10 protein-coding genes are annotated in these 12035 nt (G+C 63.2%); 4 read left to right on the top strand and 6 right to left on the bottom strand.

Annotated elements, in window-relative coordinates; genetic code table 11:
- Positions 1 to 58: 58 nt before the first annotated feature.
- Positions 59 to 286: a hypothetical protein gene (locus tag C4S68_RS15525; protein WP_146072173.1), complete on the bottom strand. Its 228-nt coding sequence runs from the start codon at positions 284 to 286 to the stop codon at positions 59 to 61.
- A 240-nt stretch (positions 287 to 526) separates the two neighbouring features.
- Here C4S68_RS15525 and C4S68_RS15520 point away from each other — a divergent pair, with 240 nt between their 5' ends.
- From C4S68_RS15520 to C4S68_RS15510, 3 genes are all read left to right on the top strand, one after another.
- Positions 527 to 763, top strand: a complete 237-nt coding sequence (locus tag C4S68_RS15520; RefSeq protein ID WP_103933998.1) for an acyl carrier protein — start codon at positions 527 to 529, stop codon at positions 761 to 763.
- Between the two features lie 38 nt (positions 764 to 801).
- Positions 802 to 2055, top strand: a complete 1254-nt coding sequence (gene fabF / locus C4S68_RS15515) for a beta-ketoacyl-ACP synthase II (RefSeq protein WP_103933997.1) — start codon at positions 802 to 804, stop codon at positions 2053 to 2055.
- 131 nt (positions 2056 to 2186) lie between these two features.
- Entirely contained in the window at positions 2187 to 3017 is an 831-nt protein-coding gene (locus tag C4S68_RS15510) for an alpha/beta fold hydrolase (RefSeq protein ID WP_103933996.1), read from the top strand.
- Between the two features lie 55 nt (positions 3018 to 3072).
- On the opposite strand, the gene C4S68_RS15505 is transcribed toward C4S68_RS15510, so the two are convergent.
- The 5 genes from C4S68_RS15505 to pelA all read right to left on the bottom strand — a co-directional run bounded on the left by C4S68_RS15505 (position 3073) and on the right by pelA (position 10478).
- Positions 3073 to 3819 (bottom strand): YIP1 family protein, encoded by a 747-nt coding sequence (locus C4S68_RS15505; RefSeq protein WP_103933995.1) that lies wholly within the window; start codon positions 3817 to 3819, stop codon positions 3073 to 3075.
- 116 nt (positions 3820 to 3935) lie between these two features.
- Entirely contained in the window at positions 3936 to 4523 is a 588-nt protein-coding gene (locus C4S68_RS15500; protein ID WP_103933994.1) for a DUF1641 domain-containing protein, read from the bottom strand.
- A gap of 40 nt (positions 4524 to 4563) precedes the next feature.
- The gene (gene fdhF, locus C4S68_RS15495; protein WP_235011627.1) at positions 4564 to 7590 is read right to left on the bottom strand and encodes a formate dehydrogenase subunit alpha; all 3027 of its coding nucleotides are present in this window, start codon (positions 7588 to 7590) and stop codon (positions 4564 to 4566) included.
- A 129-nt stretch (positions 7591 to 7719) separates the two neighbouring features.
- Entirely contained in the window at positions 7720 to 9051 is a 1332-nt protein-coding gene (locus C4S68_RS15490) for a flavin monoamine oxidase family protein (protein ID WP_103933992.1), read from the bottom strand.
- A gap of 32 nt (positions 9052 to 9083) precedes the next feature.
- Positions 9084 to 10478 (bottom strand): pectate lyase, encoded by a 1395-nt coding sequence (pelA, locus tag C4S68_RS15485; protein WP_235011626.1) that lies wholly within the window; start codon positions 10476 to 10478, stop codon positions 9084 to 9086.
- A gap of 264 nt (positions 10479 to 10742) precedes the next feature.
- On the opposite strand from pelA, the gene C4S68_RS15480 reads away from it, so the two are divergent.
- A complete protein-coding gene (locus tag C4S68_RS15480; RefSeq protein ID WP_103934142.1) occupies positions 10743 to 11897 on the top strand; it encodes a PHP domain-containing protein in 1155 nt (384 codons plus the stop codon).
- The last annotated feature ends 138 nt before the right edge of the window (positions 11898 to 12035 follow it).

Raw genomic sequence — 12035 nt, 5'->3', positions numbered from 1 at the left:
AGCTCCTCAGTTACATTTCACCGCGTGTGTCGTCCAACGATCACACAAGTCGGAGATGTCAGTCGGCGGGCGACTGGCTTTCGGTGTGTTCCTGATCGCGGCGGTCGTGGGCTTTGCGCCGGAGTTCGGAGTGGCCGTTATTCCGCAGGAAGGTCTTGCGCCGGCACATGGCGCACTCCCACGGAAAGAGGCCAAGCTTGGGGAGCAGTGTCTCTTCGAGAAACCCTTTTCGATTAATGCGGCGCATTGCATTGGAACCGCAATGCATACAGGTCTTGTGCGTCAAGGTGTTGCTCCGCCGCCCGGCCTTATTCGGCCACGCCTCAGGTACCGGGTCGAAACCCATGCTACCGGAAATCGGTTCGGCCGGAACAATTTCCTCCTGCGGTGGGCGGAACGGGGGTTCGGTTTGCTTTACACCCGCAGACCACGTCTATATGCTCTTTCCTTGAGGCTTCCAGATGGCTCTGCGGCCAGAGGGCCCGTATCCCACTCCCACACGGAACCTGATTAGGAGATTTGCAAGATGGCAGCAGTAGACGAGAAGGTAAAACAGATTATTGTCGAGCAGCTTCAGGTGGACGAGGCGGAAGTGACGCCGGGCGCGAGCTTTCAGGAAGATCTCGGCGCTGACTCGCTCGATGTCGTTGAGCTCGTCATGCAGTTTGAGGAAGCGTTCGACATTCAGATTCCCGACGAAGACGCCGAGAAGATCAAGACTGTCAAGGACGCCGTCGACTACATCGAGAAGACCAAGAAGTAGTCTTTCCACGAATTTGAAATTGAGGTTCTGAAAGCAAGATGTTGCAACAGCGTCGCGTCGTCGTGACCGGCATGGGCCTGCTCTGCGGCGTGGGTAACACCAAAGACCACGTTTGGGAGTCGGTGCTTGCTGGCAAGAGTGGCATGGCTGAGATCACGCAGTATGATCTCGCCGGCCACTCCGTTCGTTTTGCTGCTGAGGTGAAGGATTTCGATCCGCACCAGTTCGTGGACAAGAAGGAGGCCCGGAAGATGGGCCGCTTCATCCACTTTGCTCTCGCTGCCGCCCATGAGGCCATGGAGCACTCGGGACTCAAGGTTACCGACGAGAACTCGGAGCAGGTGGGTGTTCACATCGGCTCGGGTATCGGCGGCTTCGACATCATCGAGCGCGAACACACGCAGTTGATGAACCACGGCCCGCGTCGTATCTCGCCGTTCTTTATCCCTGCATCGATCGTGAACCTTGCCGCCGGACATGTGTCCATCCGCTACGGCGCCAAGGGACCGAACGAAGCGACGGCAACGGCCTGCACCTCGTCAGCTCACTCCATCGGCGACGCCTTCCGGATCATCCAGCGCGGCGATGCCGACGCCATGATTGCCGGTGGCGCCGAAGCTGCGATCACACCGCTTTCGGTGGGCGGATTCGCCGCGATGAAGGCTCTCTCCACCCGCAACGACGATCCGACCCACGCCTGCCGGCCCTTCGACAAGGACCGCGACGGCTTTGTGGTGGGCGAAGGCGCAGGCATCCTCATCCTTGAGGAGCTGGAGTTTGCCAGGGCGCGCGGAGCGAACATCCTGGCCGAGATCGTCGGCTACGGTATGAGCGCGGACGCCTTCCACATGACCGGCATGGCCCCCGAGGGCGACGGTTGCCGTCGCGCCATGATGGCGGCCATCAAGTGCGCTGGGATCCGGCCGGAAGAGATCGGCTATGTGAACGCCCACGCGACGTCCACACCTCTGGGCGATGCACTGGAGTCCCAGGGCATCGAGAACACCTTCGGCGAGCATGCCACCAGCCACAAGCTGCTGGTCAGCTCGACCAAGTCCATGACGGGTCACCTCCTGGGTGGCGCCGGCGGACTGGAGGCGGGCATCACGGTGATGGCACTCATCAACCAGATCGTCCCCCCGACGATCAACCTCGAGAATGTGGATCCGGCCTGCCGCCTGAACTACGTCCCCAACAAGCCGCAGGAGGCGAAGATTAACTACGCGCTCTCCAACAGCTTTGGATTCGGTGGAACAAACGGCTCGCTGATCTTCAAACGCTGGACTGAGTAGGCTCAGCGGATCCAGGAAGCTCGAAAGGGCCCCGGCTTCGGCTGGGGCTTTTGTTTTGCCAGAGGGATTCACCAAAACGTGATGCCACGCCCTGCCAGGAATGCGTCCAACAGCTTAAGGAGAACCAGAACATGCCTTACCTGAAAGTTGGCGAGGAGAACTCCTCGGACATCTCGATCTACTACGAAGACCGCGGCACGGGCCGCCCCATCGTGCTCATCCACGGCTGGCCGCTCTCGGGCGCGAGCTGGGAGAAGCAGGGCTCGGCGCTGCTGGCTGCCGGCTACCGCGTGATCACGTATGATCGCCGAGGCTTTGGCCGCAGCTCGCAGCCTTCCGAAGGCTACGACTACGACACACTCGCGAAGGACACCTATCATCTGCTCGAAGCCCTGGACCTGAAGGACGTGGCGCTGGTCGGCTTCAGCATGGGGGGTGGCGAGGTGGCGCGCTACATGGGCAAGTACAACGAGGGCCGCGTGACGAAGGTGTGCTTCATGGCCTCGATCGCTCCTGCGCTGCGCAAGGATGGCAACAATCCCGAGGGCGTTCCTCCGGAGGTCTTCGAAGGCATCAAGCAGGCGATCGAGAAGGATCGCTTCGCGCAGCTGGAGGGCTTCCTGAAGCTCTTCTACAACAAGAAGCTGGTGGGCGGCACGGACATCTCCGATGCGGCGATCCACGCGAGCTTCAACGTCGGCTGCGGGTCAAGCTACATCGCGTACCTGAGCTGCGTGGACGCCTGGCTGGAGGACTTCCGCGAGGACCTCAAGCAGATCACGGTGCCGACACTCGTGATCCACGGCGACGAGGACCAGATCCTGCCGATCGACGCGACCGGAGGACGGGTGCCTGCACTGATTCCGGGATCGAAGCTGCACGTGGTGAAGGGCGGACCGCACGGCCTGAACTGGACGCACGCGACCGAGGTGAACCTGGCGCTGCTGGAGTTCCTGAAGTAGACAGACGCAGAAAGGGCATGGCCCAAGCCATGCCCTTCGGCTGACAGCGTGTTCTCTAGCTCATGGCTGCGGTAATACCAGCGGTGAGCAGCAGGCCAATGACCCAGATCCCGCCGATGATCATTGCCGAAGACGAAACCTTCTTCTTCGAGATAATCGCCATACCCAGGATCAGCAACCCCAGTGACCAGAGGCCCAGAACGTCGAAGAACTTTCCGCCGGCCTGCATCCACTTGGGTGCTTCGCTGAGGTAGTAACCGAGGTTGGTGCCTACGGGATTTTGCACGTCGAAGTTGTCTCCGCCAACACCCGCTGCCATCAGGATCATGCTGAGCACCCACGTGAGGGCCCGCGGCAATCCAGCAAAGGACACGACAGCGAAGACCTGCGGGAACGTCGTCTTCGCTCCCAGTCCGAAGTTGAAGGCCGCCCACAGGAGCAGAGCCTCGATCAACATAAAGACGATGACGATGATGAAGCTGCAGTAGGTGATGGTCCGGGTGAGCTTCACCCCCATCTCGATCTGGGCGGCGCGCTGGTCAGCGGGCAGGCTCTGCAGCTGTGCGGCACGTTCGGGATTCTTCGCCATCTGAACCTGCATGACGGTATCAAAGCCGATCGTCTTATCGATCGTCGCCGTCCACGCAAAGGTAAGAACGGCCATAAGAACCAGAGGCAGCCAGCAGTTAGCGCTCTTCAGGATGTCTTCGAAGGTCTTCGACGGCGCTACGAACGTGTCGATGACGCGCATGGGCTGCGACATGGGGGGTGTGATTTCAAGGGAAACGGCCGCATCGGACATGGGGCTGACCTCCTTCGCCGGCTTGAGTTGTCGGGACGAAGAGAGTGTACCGCGCGTTCCCCGGTCCAGAGAAAAAATCCCAATGCCTGCCTGTGCTGAAGGTGCGGCGACCGAGTCTACTCGTGGTCCCGCTCTTCCTTCGGGCGCATGGCGCGGCCCATGGAGGTCAACATCCCGAGCATGGTGGCCATACCTCGGCGGGCGTCCTTCGACGTGGCACGGCGGTAGAGCTGCCACAGGCTTGGCGGCTCGGTTGTGGGATCGCGGCGAGCGTGGACAGCGAAGGCCGGCCGCGGAGGCGTAGAGCTCTCCGTGCCTGCCGAGCTCAGCGGGGCGGTCTTGGCGACGGCGGTCTCCTTCTGGCGCTCGAGGATGGGCGCAGCAGCCTCGGCCATGGCGCGGGACAGGCCGTGCAGCATCTCGGGGTCGATGGAGGCGAGGATGCGGGTGAGCGCGATGGTGTTGCGCAGCGCGGCAATGGTCTCCGGCAGAGCCATGCCCGCGCCGACCTTCTCGGCGATGACGTCGCGTCCACCCACTATGGCGCGCAGCAGGTCGAGGATGCCCTGGTCGTGCGCGGACTGCAGGAGCTCATAGGCGGAGAGCAGAGCCTCGGCGTGCTCGCGCCGCGCTTGTTCGAGCTCGCGAACCAGCTCGTCCTTGGGATCGATGGGCTGCGGTTTGAACGTGATCGGATGTGCCATGGTTTCGTGCCCTCTGCTGTCAGCCTGTCTACTGTCTGCCCTACGCCGAGCGCGTGGTCTTGATATGCACCAGTTTGTCGGCGGGCCTGGTACCGGGCATGTGATAGTCGGCGCGGGCGCGCTTGCGCTCGACCTCGACGCCGGTGGTGGGGTTGCGGGTGCCGTAGCGGAAGTTGCGGCGCGGCAGAGGGTTGGGCCCGAGCTCGTCGAGGAGCGTCATACGGACGCTGCACTCCTTGTAGGCGGGGGTGTGGGTGGTGCGGTCCACGTGCAGGCTGGTGAGCTTGTTGACGGGATCGTCGACGGAGATCATGCCCATGTAGAGCTGCTTGCCCGTAACACGGGTGGTGATGACGACCGGCACACGCACGATGCCGTACGGGCTTTCGAGCTTGACCCAGCGCCCCGAGCTCAGCCCACGCTCATCCGCCAGCTCGGGTGAGACCTCCACGAAGTTCTGGGGCGTGATCTCGCTGATGCCCTTGCTCCGGAAGGTCATGTTGCCCTGCTGGAAGTGCTCGAGGAAGCGGCCGTTGTTGAGGTGCAGATCGAAGGTCTCGCTGACCTCTTCGCTGGGCCCGACGTACTGAAGCGGCCAGAAGGTGGCTTTGCCGTCGGGCAGCGCGAACTTCTCCGTGTAGAGCACGGGTGAGTCCTTGCCGTCTTCGCCGACAGGCCACTGCAGGGAGTTGTAGCCTTCAAGGCGCTCGTACGAGACGCCAGCGAAGGTGGGCGTGAGGTCGGCGACCTCGTCCATAATCTCGGAGGGGTGCGTGTACTTCCATCCGCCTGCGCCGCCGAGCTTCTGCGCGATCAGCTGGATGATCTCCCAGTCCGCTTTCGAGTCGCCGACGGGATCGAGGATCTTGTAGAGGCGCTGGATACGGCGCTCGGTGTTCGTGAAGGTGCCGTCCTTCTCGATGGAGGCGCAGGCAGGCAGAACGAGGTCAGCGTAGCGGCAGGTCTCGGAGAAGAAGATGTCCTGCATCACGAGGAAGTCGAGCTTGGAGAAGGCGTCGGCGACGTCGTTGGCGCTGGCGTCGGAGGTGATGGTGTCTTCCCCCTTGATGTACATCGACTTCAGCTTGCCTTCGTGGATGGCCTCGATCATCTGGCGATTGTCGAGGCCGACGCTGACCGGCAGTGTGACGCCCCAATAGGCCTCGAACTTGCCGCGGATGGCCGCATCGTCGACCTTCTGATAGCCGGAGAAGGTATCGGGCATCGAGCCCATATCGCTGGCGCCCTGCACATTGTTGTGGCCGCGCAGCGGGAAGCCGCCACGGCCCGGCTTGCCGAAGTTGCCGGTCGTCAGCAGCAGGTTGCAGATGGCGGTGGAGGTATCCGACCCGCCGCAGTGCTGGGTGACGCCCATGGCCCAGCAGATGGCCACGCCATCGGCCGCGATGATGTCTTCAGCAACCTGCCGGAGGACAGCAACGGGGATGCCCGTGACGGCCTCGGCGTGCTCCAGCGTGTAGCCTTCGAGCGACTGCTGGAACTCCGGCCACTTGTTCACCCACCGGTCGATGAAGGCCTGGTCGTGGCGACCGGTGTCGATGATGTACTTGGTGACGGCCTGCAGCCAGACCTCGTCGGTGGAGGGATTGGGCTTGAGGAAGATGTCGGCGCGTTCGGCCATCTCGTTCTTGCGCAGGTCGGCGACGATGAGCTTCTGCCCGCGCCACTTGTGGCTGCGCTTGATGCGCGTGGCCAGCACGGGATGGCTTTCGGCGGTGTTGGCGCCGACGATGATGACCAGGCCGGCGGTCTCGATATCTGCGATGGAGCCGGAGTCTCCGCCGATGCCGACGGTGCGCGAGAGGCCCTTGGAGGCAGGCGTCTGGCAGTAGCGGGAGCAGTTGTCGACGTTGTTGGTGCCGATGACGGCGCGGGCGAGCTTCTGCATGAGGTAGCTCTCCTCGTTGGTGCACTTGGAGGAGGCGATGAAGCCGAGAGCGTCGGGGCCGTGCTGGTCCTTGACGCGAGTGAAGTTGTCGACGACGATCTGCAGCGCCTCGTCCCACTCGATCTCGACGAAGGTCTCGCCCTGGGATGTCTTCACGCGCTTCAGCGGCTTGCGCAGGCGGTCGGGGGAGTTCACAAAGTCCCAGCCGAACTTGCCCTTCACGCAGGTGGAGATGCCATTAGCTGGGCCTGGGCCGGGCTCCACCTTGAGGATGTGCCGGTCACGGGTCCAGATGTCATACGAGCAGCCCACGCCGCAGTAGGTACAGACCGTCTTGGTGCGCTTGACCACCTGCGGACGCAGGTGCGACTCGATCTCGGAGAGCTGCAGAATGGCCGGATAGCCGGTGGAGGGCTCGACGCCTTTGACGGCATCGATCATGCCGTCGAGGGCCTTTCTGGGCAGGCCGGTAAGATACCCCGCCTGGCCCAGCATGGACTTCTCCATGAGCGCGTTGCAGGGGCAGACGGTGACGCAATGGCCGCAGCTGACGCAGCTGGAGCCTTCGATCTGCTCGCCGCCATCCCAGAGCACGCGCGGGATCTCGCGGTCCCACGCGATGGAGAGTGTCTCGTTGACCTCGACGTTCTGGCACGCCTCCACGCAACGGCCGCATAGGATGCACTGGTCCGGATCGTAGCGATAGAACGGGTTGGACATATCCACCGCGTAGGGCTTCTTCCGGTAGGGCCGGGCGTTGTGCTTCACCTCGAGGTCGCTGGTGGTGTTGTGCATGGTGCAGTTGCCGTTGTTGTTGTCGCAGACGGTGCAGTAGAGATCGTGATTTTCGAGCAGGCGATCGAAGGCTTCACGCTGCGCGACGTCGGAGCGCTCCGACTTCGTCTGCACGCTCATGCCCGTGGCGACCCGGGTCTCGCAGGCGCGAACCAGCTCACCGTTCACCTCGACCATGCAGGTGTCGCAGCTGCCGATGGTGCCCATTGCGGGCAGATAGCAGACGTGGGGCACGCTGGGCTGCTCGAGCATCTCCGCGGCACGATTGACCGCGTCGATGAGCCGCTCACCGGTCTGCGCATAGATCTCATAGCCATCGATGCGGATCTGAACGTCGGGGAAGAACTCCCGCGGCGTGTTCATCAGGGGCTTATGGTTTTGAAGGCTCTGCGGAGTGATCGAGCTATGGTCAGCCATGTTGCCTAGGATGCCACCAGGCGGCGGGAGGATGCGAGTCCGCTTTTCTGGGGATGCCCCGTGCGATCACCGGAGTTACAATCTCGGCGACTGCGTGTCGAGGATCTGTTCCGCCGCACGGAGTCCGGAGCGAATGGCCGCATGGACAGTGCCCCAATGGCCTGTAACGTCGGTATGCTCTCCAGCGAAGAAGAGCGTGTTCTGCTCGGGTTCGGTCATCGCCCGGGGAGCATCGATGCCACCCGCCGCCACGTAGCTGTAGGCTCCGCGCGAGAACGGGTCTGCGGTCCAGTCATGCGTATGCGCGGAGAGAAGCTCGCTGCGAACGAGGAACTCGTCCATCTGGAAGATCTTCGCCAGCGTCGAACAAGCTTCGGCGGCGAGCTCGTCGGTGGTGCGGCCACTGAAGATCAGCGATCGCGGGCCGCCCGACCAGCCGGTGAGCGTCGGTGCAGGTTCGGCCTCGGTGCGTGCCGTCCACCACACGCTGGGTAGCCGATCGCGTGTGAGCAGGAAGCCCATCTGCTGCAACTCTTCGGGGGGCGCGGCGGAGCCTTTCTCCCACCAGCGCGAACGAAAGACCAACGTGACGCGAGCGGCTTGGCCCATCTCCATGCGATGCGACTGTGCGATGGCCGCAGGCTGAGGTTCGATACGGATCCCGCCCTCACGATTGACCTGCTGCAGCACGCCAAGGGGAAGCGTGATGCCACAGCGCGGAGCGCGGAAGGTGCCCTTCGATGTGGTGACCTCAACACTCCCCTGCTGCCACGCGATGGACTCGACAACGCAGTTCGTCTCGATCCGGCCATGTTGCGCCACCAAGCGCGTCGCGAGGTAGTCCGCAAGCTGCACGTATCCGCCGTGTACATGCCAGGAACGGTAGCCTTCGGTCTCGTCCTCGGCTTTCTGCTGGATGCCAAGGCTCTTGATGCTGATCTTCGTGGCGTCGGCGGCGTTGAAGCCTTCGACGTAGGCGGTGACGGCGGCGCGGGAGTCTTCGGGCACATCGCTCGTGTTGAGCCAGTCGGCGAAGCTGAGGTCTTCGCCTTCGTAGCCTTCGAGGTTTTCGAGCGGAGCGAAGATGTCTTCGCCATGATCTTCGGCAGCGTTCAGGCCATCTGAAGTCTCGCGCAGCATCACACCATCGCGCTCGGCTGTCGTGACTCCGGACTCTTCGATGAGCGACCACAGCTCCGGCGCGCGACCGTGGATGAATTCCGCGCCAAGCTCGACGACGTCGCCTGATAGAGCGCGCTGAGACCAGACGCGGCCACCGATGCGGTCGCGGGCTTCGAGCACGAGGACGCGCATGCCGCGCTCCCCAAGCGCACGTGCGGCCGCAAGGCCGGACATACCAGCGCCAAGGATGAGGAGGTCTGCGTCGAATTCGTGCTGCACTTGCATGAGGAGTCAGATGCGGCGAAGCGCGGTTCGGCTCAGTGGGTCTTCTTCCACGTGGCGTACTCGGCGAGTGCCCTGGCCGGACCGTTGCCATACCAGGCGTAGCCGTTGCGGCGTTCGAGCGAGATGTCCATCACATCATCGTGAATGCTCTTGTCGCGATCGCCGAAGATGGGCTTCTGGGTGTCGAGGGCGTAATAGCGGGACCAGATGGGGCCCGCGCCTTCCTTCGCTTCGAGATGACGCCCGCCCGGCGTATTGCGCCCGCCTGTAAAGATGTAGCCCATGATCTTGTGAGCTTCGAACCATGTGGCGGCGGCGCTCACAGAGCGCACGACCTGGGGCGAGGGGTGATCGAGGTCCATGAGGTACTCGATCACTTCGGCGGACTCACCGGAGCTGAGCGAGGGCATCTCGTAGTTGCGGGCCGAGCAGGGCTCAAGCGTCAGCGGATCATACTGCTGGCCCCAGATGGTGAGAGCCTTCGGCTGGCCGGGTGCTGAGGCGAGCTGCACCTGGGTCTTCAGAATCACGTCCAGTGATTTCGTGACGGCAGCCCTGGCGCGAGCGCGCAAGGGCGCGGGGACGAAGCTCCAGTCCTCCGTGCTGGGGTGCTCTTCAGGGAGTTTGCGGCCCATGCGCTCGAGAGCAGCCCTCGTCTCGAGGTCGATGGCCTCGGGGTCGCTCGTGACGCGCGCTCCCTTTGCCGCGGCCGCGAGCACCTGGGTGGTCTCGATCTGCGCGCCGTCGTTGAAGGTGATGGCGTCGTGGTAGCCGCCTTCGAGCGGATAGACCTGGGGCCAGCCGCCGTTGGGATATTGCGCGGCGAGCAGATACACGATGCCATGCTTCGCTGCAGCGCGGTACTTGTCGCCTTCGGGCCCGGGCAGGGCGGCGCTCAGTTCGGCGAGGTAGTGCAGCTCGGTGTTGGTCGCGTCGTTGTCGAGCGTGGCGATGTAGTGCCAATGCTCATCGGCAGGATGATCGAAGTCATCGGCGCTGCTCTGCGTGGGCGCGGCGTTGGCGGTGGCATAGCTCTGGCCGGGCAGGCGGGGTGAAGCGCCCATCTCCAGGTTCTTCGACCACCCGCCGGAGGGCGTTTGGAAGCTGAGGATGACGTCGCCGATGTGCTTCGCTTCGTCGCTCGCGTAGAAGCCGGCCTCGCGATGCAGCGGGATGGTGTGCGCGGAGTAGCTCTGCGTGGGCAGCGGCGGAATCGTTGCAAGGCCCTTGCGCTCGGCCTCGATGGAGGCCTTGTCTGCTGCCTGAAGGTCAGCGGAGTGCTTCAGGTAGGTGAGCCAGGCTCCGCGCTGGGCAGCGGGCACGATCGTGTTGATGCGCTCGACGGTGAGCGGCTCCACGGGTTTGCTGACACCGATGACCGAGGCATGAAGGCCTGCAGCGACTGAGAGAACGAGGAGCGTGCGCATCCGGATCATCCTAAGCCTCCGCGTCAGAAAACGATTCCGCTTGCCGGCTTCGGGAGGAAAGACGTTGCGTTTCGATGAAAAGCCTCCGGGATTTCCCGGCTTCGGACCGTAAGAGCGGACCAATTCCGTACCTTGGGCGGAACCTGCCCAAGATTGAAGGCATTTTCATACTTCCGACACCTTCAGTGCATGGGCGCTGGCGATTCTGTTCCCAGCACCGCAAGAGCGGTAGCGGGTAAGTCGGCGCAAGGGGGCGCGACACGCATGCAACTGACGTCCAGAATCACGAACAACTGGGACGAGCCGCTGGCAGGCGGCGAACTGACCACGGGCGTCTCTCTGCACAGCCACACCAGCGTGTCGGAGGAGACATTGAACTTCATCCACGCGCTGAGCCAGTGGATCCCTGGCGTAAAGAACATCGAGAGCCACTACCGCAAGCATGTGCGCAACAAGTTCGGGATCGAGCTGGACTTCGATCGCGCCAACTGGCGTCCGCCGCTGCAGCCGCGCATGGCGTGGGACCTGGAGTGCGGGCAGATCGAGAAGCTTGGCTTCCGCTCGCTGGTCTCGATCACCGACCATGACACGATGGATGGCTGCTTCACCCTGCGCACGCTGCCCGGTTCGCGCCACATCCCGATGTCGGTGGAGTGGTCGGCCCCGTTCGGCCAGAGCATCTTCCACCTCGGCATCCACAACGTGCCTTCCGCCGACGCTACAACCTGGATGCAGCGCTTCGCCGCCTACACGGCGCAGCCCAACGACGAGATCCTGCTGAGCATGCTGCGCGAGCTGCACGAATCACCGCAGATTCTCATCGTGTTCAACCACCCGCTGTGGGATCTGCACAAGGTGGGTGACTGCCTGCACACCTCCGAGGTGCTGCGCTTCCTGCAGCGCGCCGGCGACACCATCCACGCCGTGGAGCTGAACGGACTTCGTCACGCACAGGAGAACCGCGAGGTGATCCGCCTGGCGCGCGACACGAACACGCTGCTGATCTCGGGCGGCGACCGCCATGGCCTGGAGCCGAACGCGGTGCTCAACCTGACCCGCGCCGCCACGTTCACGGAGTTCGTCGAAGAGATTCGCGTGGAGAAGCGCAGCCACCTGCACATCATGAATCAGTACCAGGAGCGCTGGGAGCAGCGGATCGTCCGGTCGACGCTGAACGCTGTGACCAACTTTCCGGAGTTCATGCCCGGCTGGCAGCGTTGGGACGAGCGCGTGTACCACCCGGATGCGAATGGCCAGATGCAGACGCTGCACTCGCTGTGGGCCGATGGCCGCCCCCCGCTCGCGGTACGAACGGCGATTGGTATCACCCGGCTCTTCGGCAAGGGACCGGTCTCGGCGCCGCTGAGCCTCGCCTTCCCCCGCGTGAACGACGCGACGCACGAGATGGAGTGGATCTAAGAGAAGTGAGCAGAGGGCAGTGAGTAGAGAGTAGAGATCGAATCTGGAATCTGGAGTCTGGGAATCTGGGAATCGACCTGCATCACCTGGCCACCGGCAACCGCCGGTGGCCTTACTCTTTCTGCAGTTCATCCCACG

Source organism: Bryocella elongata, from assembly GCF_900108185.1.
In the GTDB taxonomy this organism is placed as follows: Bacteria; Acidobacteriota; Terriglobia; order Terriglobales; family Acidobacteriaceae; genus Granulicella; species Granulicella elongata.
This window is presented reverse-complemented; position numbering and strand designations above follow the sequence as displayed.

What these genes read in the sequence shown, in the direction of transcription:
- C4S68_RS15520 (WP_103933998.1), top strand. Translation starts at nt 527, where the DNA reads ATGGCAGCAGTAGACGAGAAGGTAAAACAGATTATTGTCGAGCAGCTT.
- fabF (WP_103933997.1), top strand. Translation starts at nt 802, where the DNA reads ATGTTGCAACAGCGTCGCGTCGTCGTGACCGGCATGGGCCTGCTCTGC.
- C4S68_RS15510 (WP_103933996.1), top strand. Translation starts at nt 2,187, where the DNA reads ATGCCTTACCTGAAAGTTGGCGAGGAGAACTCCTCGGACATCTCGATC.
- C4S68_RS15505 (WP_103933995.1), bottom strand. Translation starts at nt 3,819, where the DNA reads ATGTCCGATGCGGCCGTTTCCCTTGAAATCACACCCCCCATGTCGCAG.
- C4S68_RS15500 (WP_103933994.1), bottom strand. Translation starts at nt 4,523, where the DNA reads ATGGCACATCCGATCACGTTCAAACCGCAGCCCATCGATCCCAAGGAC.
- fdhF (WP_235011627.1), bottom strand. Translation starts at nt 7,590, where the DNA reads ATGAACACGCCGCGGGAGTTCTTCCCCGACGTTCAGATCCGCATCGAT.
- C4S68_RS15490 (WP_103933992.1), bottom strand. Translation starts at nt 9,051, where the DNA reads ATGCAAGTGCAGCACGAATTCGACGCAGACCTCCTCATCCTTGGCGCT.
- pelA (WP_235011626.1), bottom strand. Translation starts at nt 10,478, where the DNA reads ATGCGCACGCTCCTCGTTCTCTCAGTCGCTGCAGGCCTTCATGCCTCG.
- C4S68_RS15480 (WP_103934142.1), top strand. Translation starts at nt 10,743, where the DNA reads ATGCAACTGACGTCCAGAATCACGAACAACTGGGACGAGCCGCTGGCA.